11 protein-coding genes and 1 pseudogene are annotated in these 13,076 nt (G+C 63.0%); 7 read left to right on the top strand and 5 right to left on the bottom strand.

Going from position 1 to position 13,076, the window contains the following annotated elements; translation table 11 throughout:
* Positions 1-198: 198 nt before the first annotated feature.
* A pseudogene (locus sphst_RS21075) lies at positions 199-348 on the bottom strand (arsenical resistance protein ArsH); the annotation flags it as partial.
* Between the two features lie 315 nt (positions 349-663).
* Between sphst_RS21075 and sphst_RS04495 the strand changes: the two are divergent.
* The 4 genes from sphst_RS04495 (at position 664) to sphst_RS04480 (ending at position 3,460) form a co-directional block, all read left to right on the top strand.
* Complete coding sequence (locus tag sphst_RS04495) at positions 664-1,158, top strand: periplasmic heavy metal sensor (RefSeq protein WP_051916480.1); 495 nt, start codon at positions 664-666, stop codon at positions 1,156-1,158.
* Entirely contained in the window at positions 1,155-1,499 is a 345-nt protein-coding gene (locus sphst_RS21625; RefSeq protein WP_159043507.1) for a UrcA family protein, read from the top strand. Before sphst_RS04495 ends, sphst_RS21625 begins: the two co-directional genes overlap by 4 nt.
* A gap of 118 nt (positions 1,500-1,617) precedes the next feature.
* Positions 1,618-2,316 (top strand): winged helix-turn-helix domain-containing protein, encoded by a 699-nt coding sequence (locus tag sphst_RS04485; RefSeq protein WP_031395121.1) that lies wholly within the window; start codon positions 1,618-1,620, stop codon positions 2,314-2,316.
* A 40-nt stretch (positions 2,317-2,356) separates the two neighbouring features.
* Entirely contained in the window at positions 2,357-3,460 is a 1,104-nt protein-coding gene (locus tag sphst_RS04480; RefSeq protein ID WP_199848911.1) for a sensor histidine kinase, read from the top strand.
* On the opposite strand, the gene sphst_RS04475 is transcribed toward sphst_RS04480, so the two are convergent.
* From sphst_RS04475 to sphst_RS04465, 3 genes are all read right to left on the bottom strand, one after another.
* The gene (locus sphst_RS04475; RefSeq protein WP_051916330.1) at positions 3,431-4,198 is read right to left on the bottom strand and encodes an NIPSNAP family protein; all 768 of its coding nucleotides are present in this window, start codon (positions 4,196-4,198) and stop codon (positions 3,431-3,433) included. The genes sphst_RS04480 and sphst_RS04475 overlap by 30 nt on opposite strands.
* A 395-nt stretch (positions 4,199-4,593) precedes the next feature.
* Positions 4,594-5,925 (bottom strand): Gfo/Idh/MocA family protein, encoded by a 1,332-nt coding sequence (locus sphst_RS04470; protein ID WP_031393868.1) that lies wholly within the window; start codon positions 5,923-5,925, stop codon positions 4,594-4,596.
* Between the two features lie 692 nt (positions 5,926-6,617).
* The gene (locus sphst_RS04465) at positions 6,618-8,900 is read right to left on the bottom strand and encodes a TonB-dependent receptor (RefSeq protein WP_234387351.1); all 2,283 of its coding nucleotides are present in this window, start codon (positions 8,898-8,900) and stop codon (positions 6,618-6,620) included.
* Positions 8,901-9,152: 252 nt separating this feature from the next.
* On the opposite strand from sphst_RS04465, the gene sphst_RS04460 reads away from it, so the two are divergent.
* Positions 9,153-10,046 carry a Gfo/Idh/MocA family protein gene (locus tag sphst_RS04460; RefSeq protein WP_031393870.1) on the top strand — a complete coding sequence of 298 codons (894 nt, stop codon included), beginning with the start codon at positions 9,153-9,155 and terminating at the stop codon, positions 10,044-10,046.
* Between the two features lie 121 nt (positions 10,047-10,167).
* Here the strand turns inward: sphst_RS04460 and sphst_RS21620 are convergent, their stop codons facing one another.
* Complete coding sequence (locus tag sphst_RS21620) at positions 10,168-10,593, bottom strand: DUF938 domain-containing protein (RefSeq protein WP_442800377.1); 426 nt, start codon at positions 10,591-10,593, stop codon at positions 10,168-10,170.
* 181 nt (positions 10,594-10,774) lie between these two features.
* Here sphst_RS21620 and sphst_RS04450 point away from each other — a divergent pair, with 181 nt between their 5' ends.
* The gene (locus sphst_RS04450) at positions 10,775-11,515 is read left to right on the top strand and encodes a glycine-rich domain-containing protein (protein ID WP_051916332.1); all 741 of its coding nucleotides are present in this window, start codon (positions 10,775-10,777) and stop codon (positions 11,513-11,515) included.
* Between the two features lie 401 nt (positions 11,516-11,916).
* The gene (locus tag sphst_RS04445) at positions 11,917-13,014 is read left to right on the top strand and encodes a helix-turn-helix domain-containing protein (RefSeq protein ID WP_199848910.1); all 1,098 of its coding nucleotides are present in this window, start codon (positions 11,917-11,919) and stop codon (positions 13,012-13,014) included.
* The last annotated feature ends 62 nt before the right edge of the window (positions 13,015-13,076 follow it).

Genomic DNA, 13,076 nt, shown 5'->3' with positions numbered 1-13,076 from the left:
TGAAGGTCACAGGTTCAAATCCTGTCCCCGCAACCAAATCCTACGACAGCCCCGGAGCGAAAGCTTCGAGGCTGTCGTCGTTATTATGCCAGCGCGTAGTGCGAACAGTAAGACCAACTCGCCCCATAGATAGATGGTGAAATCAGCTCTGGTCAAAGCCGGAGCGCTGGAGCGTGCCTGCCCAAATTTGGCATTCGTTCACCGTGGTCGATGCGACGCCGTAGCGATGCTCGACAGATCGATTGTCGGATCGATCGGCACGCCGGAATCCCTCCGATCCGAATACCTGTCGACGAGCTGGGCCGCGTGAGGGCGTAGCATGACCGTGAAGCGGACCATCTTCTCCATCTTCGCAGTGCCGATCTGCCGGTCAAGATTCGTGAGTCCGACTTCACGATCCGGGCGGATGCTGACCGTCTCGGTCTCCAGGCGCTGCGTCTCCGCCTCATACCCTGCAAGGAATGCCGCGACGATATCGTCGCATATGGGTCGAGCCCACAGAAGAGCTACAGGGCGGTCGGTGACTCAAATACAGGTGTGTCGCTACCAATTGGCTGACGTTTGCAAAGCTTTACTCGGCACACATCTTGACGCCAAGGCGCGCTGCCATTGCGGAGCGGCCAACGAATAGATCGTCGGCTGAATTGGATGGAGCGCTGTGCAATGAACCGATATTTTCAACGACGCCGGACAGTTGCCGGGCTGCTGGCCGTCGTGGCCGGGATCGCAGCGATCGCCGGTGCTGGCCTAGCCTCGGCGGTACCGCCCCTACACGGGCCGCCTGGCCATTCGGCAACAGCGGATCCTGCGATCAACGACGCGCACTTCAACAAAATGCTAACGCAACTTCTGCCTGACGGCACACCCAAGCAAAGGGCGCAGCTGAAGCTAATCGCCAATTCGGTCCATACCGATCTGAATGCCTTTCACGCACAGTTCCGGACCGCACACCAACGTGCATACGTCCTGGTGTTGCAGCCGTCGATCGACCGCGCCGGGTTGGAGGCATTGCGAGTCGAGCAGGTGCAGCAGGCGGACCGTGCCTCGCGGCGGATCGTCCAAGGGCTGGCCGACGCCGCCGAGGTGCTGACACCATCACAGCGCGTCCGATTGGCTGCTTATCTAAAGGCGGTCCATCACAAGGGAGCAGGACTGTGAGCCCCTTTTTGGTTGGCATATGCATACTGGCCGTCTCAGGCGACGCCAGCGCCGCGCCGCTGACGTTGCCGTCAAGCCAGACCCCGATAGAACGCGTCAGCGTTTCTGATCTCGATCTACGCGGCGAAGCCGGCCGGGCGACCCTTCAGAGGCGCATCCATGGAGCAGCGCGTCGGGTATGCGACACCCATGGTGTTTTGCCATTGGCGATGAACCTGAGCGCGATGCGCTGTACTCGAACTGCCATAGCCCGTGCTTCGGCTCAACTCGACCAGATCGCTGCCGCCCACGCGGCAGAAGCGGTCGAGATCGCAGCACTCGCCGTCGACACAGGTCGCTGACGGCACGCGATCGTCGGACCTGGCCTACAGGCTTTGCGGAGTGCGCGAAGCCTGTATGGTCTGATGGACATCCCTGCATCATCATCTGAAGGCCAAGGCCATTATTCAGCACATCCTGATGATCGAAGACGATTGCCGCCTGGCGGCGATGGTGAAGATCTATCTAGCCCAGCATGGCTATGTCGTTGCACACGCCCCGACCGGCGAGGAGGGCCTAGCCGCGTTGCGCGACCACGAGCGTGCGGGGTTCGCGGCCGTGCTGCTCGACCTAATGCTCCCCGACAGCGACGGGCTCGACATCTGCCGGCATGTCCGTGCATTGCCGTCGCCCGCAGGCGCGGTGCCGATCGTGATGCTCACGGCAAAGGGTGACCCGTTCGACCGCGTAATCGGCTTAGAGTTGGGCGCTGACGACTATCTTCCCAAACCGTTCGAGCCCCGCGAGCTGCTGGCCAGGTTGCGTGCCGTGCTGCGTCGACCGGCCTTGGCCGCAGCGGACAGCCTGCCGCGGTTGCGGTTCGGGCGGCTGGAGATCGACCGCGATGCGCGTGTGGTGCAGCTGGACGGGCAGGGTTGCCCGCTGACCGCCTATCAGTTCGATCTGCTCGTGGTGCTCGCCGAGCGCGCCGGTCGCGTGCTGTCGCGCGACCAGCTGATCGACGCGTTGAATGGCGGAAGCCACGAGCCATTCGACCGATCGATTGACGTTCATATCGGACGCCTGCGTGCCGCAATCGAAGACGATCCCAGGCAGCCTCGGCGCATCATCACGGTGCGCGGATCGGGCTACGTGTTCGCACGGGTGCAGGATGGCTGAGCCTGACGTGCTGGACGGTGACAGCGGACGACCCCGCCTGATGCAGCGCCTGTATTGGCGGATCTATCTCGCATTGCTGGCGAGCCTAACGGCGGCGGCAACTCTCTTTGGACTGGCGCATCTGCGCTACGGCGCGGCTCCAGCGGCCATGCAGGGCTTCCATGGCCATCTCGCCATGCTGGCGCTGCTGCTGGCGATTGCGGTGGTTGTGGCGGTCGCTGCATTCCCCGTCGTTCGTCGGCTTACCCGCCGGCTCGAGCGGCTCCAGGCCAGCGTCGATGCCTGGGGAACGGGTGATCTGTCGAGGAGGGTTGCCGTCGAGGGGCGCGACGAAATTGCGCGGCTGGCAATGAGCTTCAACCAATCGGCCGGGCGGATCGAAGCGTTGATGGGCGCGCAGCGGATCCTGCTAGCCAATGCCTCCCACGAACTGCGATCGCCGCTCGCGCGTATCCCCATGGCGATCGAGTTGCTGTCCGAGGCACCGTCCGTCGCAGTACGCGCGGAGCTAGCGCGCAATGTGATGGAGCTCGACCAGCTGGTCGAGGAGGTATTGCTCGCAAGCCGGCTCGACGGAATGTCAAAGCGTGAGCACCGGCCAATGGTTTTGGACCTGACCGCGCTCGTCGCCGAAGAATGTGCGCGGGCTACCGCGCAGTTCACTGGAGAGCGAGTAGAGATCTGCGGCGATGCGATCCTCCTCCGGCGGATGCTCCGCAATCTCCTCAACAACGCGCAACGTTACGGCGGAGGGACGGCGATCCTCGTCACGCTGACAGCCTCTGCAGCGGAGATCGCGCTTGAGGTCCACGATGGTGGCGCAGGTGTCGCGCCAAGCGAGTGTGAGGCCATCTTTGCGCCGTTCTACAGAGCACGCGGCGCGAACGAGGGTGATGGCGGACATGGCCTCGGTCTCAGCCTCGTCCGTCAGATTGCACGGCAACACGGAGGTGAGGTGCGCTGCATCGCAGCCGAGGCGGGCGGTGGTCGGTTCAGGGTGGCATTGCCGAGATCACAGCTCTGCCGCAATGCCGCCCGGAAAGCGGCCGGGAATCTAAACGAACGGACGACCGAAGTTTGGGGAGCACATAGGGCGCGAACGCCCGCTTGTGGGTTAAATTTGCGAAAACGACGCCGGACTTAGGATCTGGTTGTCTATTCCTGTGGTGATTTCGCGGTCGGTAAGCCCCGGCGTCGAGATGAGCCGGCGCCAAGCGGGATCCGACCCGAAGGCACGCCAGTTTCGCTCACGGGTCGCAAGGTCGGGAAAGGTCAGCAGGTAGGTCAGGCTCGGCAGGCGGGCTCCGGTAAGGTCCTGGGCGAAAAAGACCGGCGTTAGGCCAGTCCGACGGAATATCTCGATCTCACCGCGCGTGTCGAACATCCCGATCTTGGTCATTCCTGCCGCGTCGCTATGGCTGAAATACGTCCGGAGCTCGAATACGCGCGGCGTGTTGCTGCTCGAGGCGTCGGTCAATTCGAGCCGAGGAAAGTGAGGGAACGCGCGCATCAACTTCACTTCAAGGGACGTGTATGGCGGCGCGTCTGGCGTCGCCTTCAAAAACGACCCGGCAGCCGTGGTGTAGCTCGGATCGGCGGTAAGCCTGCCGGGCAAAGCCACGAAATCCTCGATCGAGGGATAGGGGACGAGAACATGGACGGTTGGACTTTCGGACCCGATCGCCACCGTAAATACACCCACCGGCCCGCAACCTGCGCGTCGTGCTGCAGGGATAAAGGCGTTGCTCAGATAAGCGTCCAGACGGTCCTTCATGGGGCCGTTTACCAGCCGATAGGTCCGCAGCTCGTAGATCTCCAGGGTTGCTGCCGCGTCGCGGGGCTGAGCCTGAGCCTCGACAGTTGCGAGCGCCACGCCGCTCATAGCGGCACCTGCGAGTAAGGAACGTCGATCAATTGGATGTGCCATCATGCCCTCGCAAAGCCGTCCGGGCCAGTCGAGCGCAAGCCGCAACCGTCGTCAATCGGCGATGTCTGCCCGCTGATGATTGACCTACGCCGACCTCGCGGCATTCCTGCGTCAAATGTGCCAGCTGGGTGGCGTCAAATGGTTCAGCGCTATGATATAGAGATAATATGTTGAGAGCGCTTAATCATCGAAAGCGGCTGTCCAGCTAGCATGTAAGTGCGACCAAAGCTGGGGATCTGGGACGGGCAACCGAATGGCCGACCTCGGTCATCCCATGGCAGCGATTGGCCAGAGCCGCTGTCGAGCGTGCGGCGCAGCGGTCCCCCCTGTCGGCATAGGCGGCCAGCCGCTTATGTAGCTGGCAGCCGATACGGTGCACGGTAGCGGGGCGTGATTAGTCTGTTCGCCTCTGCGTCATCCCTGAACTGACCTGTCGCAGTATCCCAATTCACCTTGCGGCCTGTGCGCAAGGCGATGTTTCCCATCTGGCACACGATGGCGGTGTTGGACGCCGCCTCGATCGTACAAGCTGGCGTGCGCGCGCGATTTTTGACGCAGGCAATGAAGTCGGCTGTATGCCGGTCGAGCCCCTCGTCCTTGGCTTTCGTGACCGGGATCTCCCGAGTCATGGCTTTGCCATCGCTTGTTTCTGGCGTGACACGCCACTGGCCACGATCGACGACAAGGGTGCCGGTCTCGCCGACGAAGGCGACGCCGTGGTCGCGGCCGCCATAGGGGCCCTGACTGATGCCGACCGCATGCTCCCATTCCACGGAATAGTCGCCAAAGTCGTAGATGGCGGTCTGCGTGTCCGGAGTTTCCATCGCAGAGCCCGGATAGCCATAGGCACCGCCAAGCGAACTGACCGAACGAGGTGCCTCTGCCTTCATGCCCAACAGCGCGATGTCCATCAGATGGACGCCCCAGTCGGTCATCAGGCCACCCGCATAGTCCCAGTACCAGCGCCAGCTGAAGTGGAAGCGATTGGGATTGAAGGGGCGCAGCGGTGCGGGGCCCAGCCAGCTATCATAATCGACGCCGGCGGGTGGGGCCTGATCCGGTTGGGGAACGACGCGCTTCATCCATCCCATGTACGCCCAAGCCTTGACCTTTCGGACCCGACCGATGCCGCCGGACTGAACATGCGCGATCGCGTCTGCCCAGTGCTGGTTGCTGCGTTGCCACTGACCAACCTGAACCACACGATTGTGACGCTGTTTGGCGGCGACCATGGCACGGCATTCGGCAATGGAGTTTCCGAGCGGCTTTTCACAATATGCGTCCTTGCCCGCGGACATGGCATCGACCAGCTGAAGCGCGTGCCAATGGTCGGGCGTGGCGATGATCACCGCGTCTATCGACTTGTCGTCCAGCATCCGACGATAGTCGTCGTAGAGCTTCGGCGTGAGGCCTGAGACCTTCTTCAATTCGGCACCGCGTGCCGCAAGGACCGTAGCGTCGACGTCGCAAAGGGCTACGGGCGCCACGTCGGCCCGCTTGCACATGGCCGATAGATCCGACCAGCCCATGCCCTTGCAGCCTATCAGACCCACCTGGACCTTGTCGTTCGCCGACACCCGGCCGCGGCGCTGGGCAAAGGCCTGGCCAAGTGGCACCACGGTAGCAGCCGAGGCTGCGAGGCCGCCAACCAAGAGGGCGCGGCGGTCGAAGCTAGTGGTCATGTTGGTCCTCCCCTATCTGTCCTGACGGCATTGGTAGCGCCCAACCGCCCCTTCGCAAGACTACAGACGCAAAGGGAGTGCGCCGCAAAACGCAGTTTCAGCTCCTGGTCAGGGGCATCCAGACGAAAAGCAGCGTCCGGTCGGCCATGACCAAGAGCGTCACGCATCGTCGAAATAGTTGATCCGAACGATAGATGGGCGTCCGAAATCGGGAAGGGGGCGATGTCTCTGAGTGTTCAGATGGTGGTCTTCAAAGGGAAAAGTCGTGGCGGGGCCCGTCTACACTAACCTGCTAACGCAACGGCGTTCGTAGATACCGGACCCACGGGAACTAGTGCGTTAGGTATCGCCGCCCCAAATTGTAGCCTTTAATCGTCAGCGCCATGTTCCGATCCAACAGGAATGGATGATCGTCTGATGCACCTTGGGCTGGTCGATGAGAATGATACCCTTCCTGACGAAGCCGCGCCTGCATTGGCGCTCCTCGACCACGCCGGCACCGACCGTGCTGCCTGTGATGACGTGCTCGAAGCCATCTCCGTCCGGCTGGCGGCCGTTGCCGGCGGTTCGCAGGCAGCGCTGGGAGCAGGCCGCCGCGCCTGCGACGGCCCTTGCCGAGGAGTTCGGGTTCGTTGGTGACGCTCGCTTTCGCACCACGATTGCCCGTAAGGTGGTCAGTTCCGCGTCTTATCCTAAAACGCGACCTTGAACTGGCCGCCGATGATCCGCGGCTCGTTGATCATCCCCGTCAGGTTGTTGAAATCGATCGCGCTGATGCTGCGATACTGGTTGGTGATGTTGCGTACGAACGCGCCGACCTCATACCCCTGCGGCGATTTATAGCCGACCTTGAGCCCGCCTTCGAGCGACGACTTGCCGGTGAACTCCACCGCTTCATACAGGAAGAAGTTTATGCGGCTGCGATAGACCCAGTCGGTATAGGCATAGACCTCGCCACCGTTCGCGAGCGGGATGCCGTAGCGCGCGGTCCAGTTGGCGATCCAGCGTGGCGCCTGGGGAAGATCGTTTCCGTCGATCATCGCAAACCCGTTCACGATCGGGTCGAGCACGGTGCAGGTCGCGCAGACCCCCACGCCGATCGAGCGATCGCGGATCTCGGTGAAGTTGTAACTGCCGCTTGCGGTCAGCGACAATTCGGGTACCGGCCGCGCCTCGAACTCGCCCTCGACGCCATAGCCGATCGCCTTGTTCGCGCTGATCAGCCTTGCCGAGTTGCTGCTGCCGCCGACCGCCGTGATCTGCAGGTCCCTGGTGCTGTACCAATAGGCGTCGATCGAGAAGTTCACCTTCCGGTCGAGCAGCGTCCCCTTAAAGCCGCTCTCGCCCGAGAAGGTCGTCTGCTTCGGTGCGGTGCTCTGGACGCTGCCGAACGTCACGCGGTCCTGGATCGCCGGCCCCTGATAGCCGGTCGCAAGCCGCGAATACACGTTGATCGCGGGGGTCAGCTCATAGGTCGCGCTCGCGTCCCAGGTCACGTTCGAGCCACGGACGACCGCACGCGCGGGCAGTGTGTCGCTGATCCCGGTCCCGGGGATCGGTGCGGTCACGAGGTCGTTGCGATAGTCGTGCGAATAGCGGACGCCCGCGCGCAACGTCAGCAACTCGGTCGGCTTCGCCTCGATCGATGCAAACGCACCGTAATTCTCGTTGCGATTGTCGTGGAAGATGTCCTGCGTCAGGTCGGTCGCACGCGATCCGGTACCGCCGAACGCATAGTCATATTGATGATAGCGCAGCGTCTGGTAGAAATAATACAGCCCGCCCTGCAAGCGGATGCCGTTCATGTCCTCGCTGGCGTAGCGCAGTTCCTGGCTGAACTCCTTGGGCTTGGTGAGGCCGCCGGTGTTCGACGGGAACAGCCCGACGCCGATCGCGCCGATCGTGCCGCCCGTGAACGGGTAGCTGTTGCCGCCGTCGACGTCGCCGGTGCTCTCGACCTTGGCCTGTTCATAGCCGGTGACCGAATAGAAGGTGCCGATGCCGTCGAGGTGATAGTCGAGCCGCAGGTTCGTGCCCCATTGCGTCAGGCTCTGGCTGGTATAGCCGTCGAGCGTGACGTGCTTGGGGTCGAAGCCGGTGTTGAAGTCGTTGGTGCCGGGTTTGAACAGCCCGGCGCGGAAGATGCGCGGCGAGCCCGTGAGGTCGCGGACGTGGACGTTCAGCAAGGCGTTGAAGTCACTGCTGGTATAGCCGAGCTGGAAGCGGCCGGCGACATCGCGATACCCTTCGAGCTTGCGATCGGCATTGCCCGTCGTGGAATCGTTGGTGACCCAATCGTCGCGCGACTGGATCAGGCCCGATGCACGGAATGCGAAGCCGTTGCCGATCGGCAGGTTCAGCGCCGCCTCGCCGTTGATCGTGTTGTAGGTCGCCCAGGATCCGGTCGCATAGCCCGAGGCCTTGTCCGGATCCGGCTTGGCGGAATTGATCTTTACGACGCCGGCTGGCGTGTTGCGGCCGAACAGCGTGCCCTGCGGCCCGCGCAGCACTTCGACGCTTTGCAGGTCGAACACCGGGAAGGACTTCAGCATCGGATTTTCGAGCGCGACGTCGTCATACACCACCGACACCGGCTGTGCGGCGTTCGGATCGAAATCGGTATTGCCGAGCCCGCGGATGTAGAAGCGCGGGAAGGTGCGGCCGAACGACGATTCCACCTGAAGGCTCGGCGTGCGACCGGCAAGGAACCGGATGTCGAGGCCGCTCGAATTGAGCACGTCGAGTTTCTCGCCGCTGATCGCGGTGACCGCGAGCGGCACGTCCTTCGCCGATTCGCGACGGCGGGTCGCCGTGACGACGATGTCGCCAACGCCCTGTTCGCCGGCCGGATCGCCGACGGCTTGCCCCGTCGGCGCCTGGTCCTGCGCGACGGCGGGTGTGGCACAGACGAATAACGGCGCGCTGGCGGCCAGCAGCCGGGCGATGGCAGACGTACGAACGGGCAAGCGAATCATGGATGGTCCCCCCTTGGGCTTCGAACATCCTCCTGCGTCGATCCGTGTGGCCCGGATCCGTCCCCGACCGGTAACATCACTGCAACGTGCGGCAATAGACACGATCGGTGGCGATGCATTTTTGCGGCGCACCGCGACATCTTTGCCCCAGTTGGCGCCGCAGTCATCCCCGACGATTGGTTGCGGGGAGCGCAATGGCGAAGCTATTGCGGCCCGGCAGACGCGGCGATCGTGCCGGACCGGGGAATAGATATGCGCGTGCTTCTCATCGGGCTGGGTGACATCGCTCGCAAAGCATATCTTCCGGTTCTGTCGACGCGAGCTGATCTCGACATTCACCTGGCGACGCGCGATGCAGGCGTCCTCGACGAGGTCGGCCGCTCGTTTCGTATCGGGCATCGGCACACCAGCGCTGCAGATGCGCTTTCCACCACATCCTTCGACGCCGCCTTCGTCCACGCGTCGACGCAGGCACACGGCGAGCTCGTCACGCTCCTTATCGAGAGAGGCGTCCCGACCTTCGTCGACAAGCCGCTCGCCGATAATCTCGGCGAGGTCGAAGCGCTTGTCGCCTTGGCCACGGACCGTGTCGTTCCGCTCATGGTCGGCTTCAACCGGCGGTTTGCGCCAGATTATGTCGCATTGCGAGGCATCGACGCGAACCTCATCATCCTCGAAAAGCACCGCTACCGGCAACCCAACGAACCGCGGAAGGTCGTCTTCGATGACTTCATCCATGTCGTCGATACGCTGCTGTTCCTGGCCCCAGGACCGGTCTGCCGACGCAACATCGAAACCCATGTTGTAGACGGCATGCTCCACACGATCACCCTCACGCTGGCAGGCGACGGGTTTACCGCCATCGGCACAATGCATCGCGACAGTGGGCTCGATGAGGAACGCCTGGACGTCATTGGCGGTGGGGCCCGTCACACCGTGCTGAACCTTGCTGATCGCGTCGAGACAAGCGGGACACAGCGCTTACATCGACGAGGCGATTGGGTCTCGGTAGGACAGCAGCGCGGCTTTGCGGCGATGTGCGACGACTTCCTGCTTGCGGCGCGTGAGCGAAGGCCGGTAGATGCAGCCGCAATTCTCGCAACGCATGAAATTTGCGAGGCCATCGTCCGTCACACGGAGGCGTGATTCCGGGACACGCCTCCCGGAATTTGAAGGCGTCGGCGCACAGCCCGCATCGCACCGATAAGGTCGCCCCCACTTATGTACGCCAGTGCCGACAACCGCCTAAATGGCGGCATGCAGTGGCTTAGCCGGAAACCTCATTGAATGAGTGTCCGCAGCTCGGCGGGGGAAGGCCCTGCAACGTCTGCTTGTGGGTCGTAGGTGAAAGAAGGTCGTGCGTGGCGGCAGTCCCTCGGACTGCCATGGGCCAGGTCTGTAGCGAATTGCGTTGCAGAACGACCCAAGGGTTATTGGCCGGCATTTGGACGACGCGAGTGATCGTGGTGGACCCGTCAGATGCTACGATCACCGTCACGCCGTCGCGTAAGCCCCAGAGCGGGTTGCGTGTCTTCAGGGAAGCGTCGAACGAGTCGTTGGGCGGCCCGGTCGGCTGACCTGCACGGTGTAAGGGGCCGTGCAGGAACAATGGATCGCCCTCTCGAAACAGGCGGGCGGCCCCGGCGAGCGACCCGAGCATCGCCGACCACAGGCCGATATAGACCATGTTGATGCACGATATCGGCCCCGCGCTTGCGATCGGTCAGTCTTCGACGGCAGTGTCGAGACCGCGGTCGAACATTGTCTGCCTTGTCGCACCACGCAACGGTCGAGAGGCGGGCGGCTGACTCCGGATCGCTTGGTCGCCATCGGCGTCACAATCCTGCAACAATATCATACTAATCTAATGGGGTATGGAACCGAACAGCCCCGCGCATATGGCGCGAAGGATTCTCATTGGGAGGATCGAGACCCTGAGCATCGGCCAGCCCGGTGCAGCCCTCAGCTTCGAAGGGAGGCTGGCCGCAGAGAACGGATGGACCGGGTCGTTTGCAGACCGGGTCGCGATGGAATATCGTCGCTTCCTCGCGCTGGTCGCGATCAGCGATGAGCAGCTTACGCCGTCGGACGCAATTGATCAGGCGTGGCATCTGCATCTAGCCTATACCCGCGATTATTGGCACGGCCTCTGCCGCGATATCGTCGCGCGCGATATTCATCACGAGCCGACATCGGGTGGCCCCGAGCAATGCGAGCACTATCGTGACCGGTATGCGCGTACGCTCAATATATACCGGGACACCTTTGGTGCTGCGCCGCCCGCAGATGTTTGGCCCGATCCCTCCGAACGATTCTCGGGAAATTTCCAGCGGATCGACCGGACCAGAAAGGTACTTCTGGGCGCGGAAGAGGCGACGTTGGTCGGGGTCACTTGCGCCGGCCTGGTTGTCCTGATCGTTCAAGATATGGTGGCGCTGGTTGCCGTTTTCCTCCTTGCCGTCGCGATCGTCACTTGGATCCAAGGTGCGCGACTAAAGGCCGGCACAGCTGGTCGTCGTTTCGATCTGAATATCGACGGTGACGCTTGCGGATCGGACAGGCACGGTAGCGGCGATGGCGGGTGCGGCGGGGGATGCGGCGGGGGGTGCTCATGACCCACCCCGTCTTGCAACGGGCGACGAGGAGGGGCGCACCGCTGCCAAGCGAGACATGCGCGTCGACGGCGGTGCGCGCCAGCACCAACCCGGATACTGTAACGCTGTTCGCACTACCTTTACTCAGGAGTGGGGCCCGCGGGATTTGCCGCCACGCGCACTGCGTCCCGATATTCGCGCACGAGCGGCAAAGGTGAACGGACGTCCGCTTTCGGGCTGCTCTAAGACACTGCTGCAGGAGTGGCTCTGGGTCTTTGCGATGCCGTCGTCCGAGCGGAAGTGAGCCGCAAGTTTCCAGCAGTGCAAGCGCTGGGGGCTCGAATGCGCGCAGGTAAGGCGACTGCCCTCCTTCCGAAATGTGATCTCTAGCTTTGGTTGTCGACGAAGCTACGCTGATCGCCATGGATCTGGTCTTTGGCTGGCGTACGGCCGTCCTCACGGTGGCAGCGGCAATTCTGCTGCCACTGGCGGTCGGCTTGTCGACGTCGTTTCAGAACCGGCTGGCGGCGCGCGCGCTTGCTGCGCTGCTGATCGTCATGACCGGCGTCTTCGTGCCCTGGCTGATCGGGTTCGCCGGCTTTTATGATCGCTGGTGGTGGCTGACCTTCGCGCCCTTCTCGAACGCGCTGCTGGTCCCGCCGCTCCTCTATCTGCATGCTTATGCTCTCGTCACCGGCCGCTGGTCGCCCGCGGCTTGGCGACACCTGCTACCTGGCGCCATCCAGTTCGCCTATCAGGCTGCCGCCTTCCTCCTGCCGACGCCGTTGAAGCGTCGCTGGGCGGATCTTGCTTTCACGACCGGCAATGCGATCGTCGCATCGCTGCTCGCGATCAGCTTCGTCGTCTATGGCGCGTGGACGATCCGGCTGTTGCACGACTACCGCGACGCCCTGTCGCAAAAGCGCAGCGACGACGCCCGGTTCGCGACTGCGTGGCTCAGCCGCACCGCCGTCGCCTATCCGCTGCTGGCGATCGTCTGGGCGGGCTGGCTGCTGGTCGATGCAATGAAGCCGCTCGGCTATAGGGGGATGATGCCGCTCTACACCGCGATCGCGGGGTTCGCTTTGTATCTCGGGATCGCAGGATGGCGGTATCTCGCGTTGCCGTTTCCGGCGCTCGACGCACTGGAGCATCCGGAGGTGCGATCACCCGCCGTTCGAAACTGGCAGGCGCAAGGGGAGGAATGGGCGACGCCGATCCGCGCCAACGGCTGGTATCGTGACGACGCGCTGACGCTGCGGCGGCTGGCGAGCCTGCTTGGGACCAACGAGACCTATGTGTCGCGCGTGCTCAATGAGGGGCTGGGCGTCGGCTTCTCGGACTTCTTCAACGGTCTTCGCTGCGAGGATGTGGCCGCGGCACTGGCGGCGGATGATTCCCGGCCAGTCCTGGTGATCGCGCTCGACGCCGGATTCTCGTCGAAGGCAAGCTTCAACCGCGCCTTCCAGCGGTGCTATGGTCGGTCGCCCAGTGCGTATCGGGCGTCTCACAAACGATAAACCGCATGGCATGGGCGATGATGAGGCGACGCGTACGCGCTCGGCCATGCTTGAAGGGGGTA

The organism is Sphingomonas sp. STIS6.2 (assembly GCF_000732685.2).
GTDB lineage: Bacteria > Pseudomonadota > Alphaproteobacteria > Sphingomonadales > Sphingomonadaceae > Sphingomonas > Sphingomonas aerolata.
The sequence above is the reverse complement of the archived record's forward strand: the minus strand, read 5'-3'. Positions and strand labels throughout refer to the sequence as shown.

Coding starts and splice junctions, on each gene's coding strand:
- sphst_RS04495 (WP_051916480.1), top strand. CDS start 664: ATGAACCGATATTTTCAACGACGCCGGACAGTTGCCGGGCTGCTGGCC.
- sphst_RS04485 (WP_031395121.1), top strand. CDS start 1,618: ATGATCGAAGACGATTGCCGCCTGGCGGCGATGGTGAAGATCTATCTA.
- sphst_RS04480 (WP_199848911.1), top strand. CDS start 2,357: ATGCAGCGCCTGTATTGGCGGATCTATCTCGCATTGCTGGCGAGCCTA.
- sphst_RS04475 (WP_051916330.1), bottom strand. CDS start 4,198: ATGAGCGGCGTGGCGCTCGCAACTGTCGAGGCTCAGGCTCAGCCCCGC.
- sphst_RS04470 (WP_031393868.1), bottom strand. CDS start 5,925: ATGACCACTAGCTTCGACCGCCGCGCCCTCTTGGTTGGCGGCCTCGCA.
- sphst_RS04465 (WP_234387351.1), bottom strand. CDS start 8,900: ATGATTCGCTTGCCCGTTCGTACGTCTGCCATCGCCCGGCTGCTGGCC.
- sphst_RS04460 (WP_031393870.1), top strand. CDS start 9,153: ATGCGCGTGCTTCTCATCGGGCTGGGTGACATCGCTCGCAAAGCATAT.
- sphst_RS04450 (WP_051916332.1), top strand. CDS start 10,775: ATGGAACCGAACAGCCCCGCGCATATGGCGCGAAGGATTCTCATTGGG.
- sphst_RS04445 (WP_199848910.1), top strand. CDS start 11,917: ATGGATCTGGTCTTTGGCTGGCGTACGGCCGTCCTCACGGTGGCAGCG.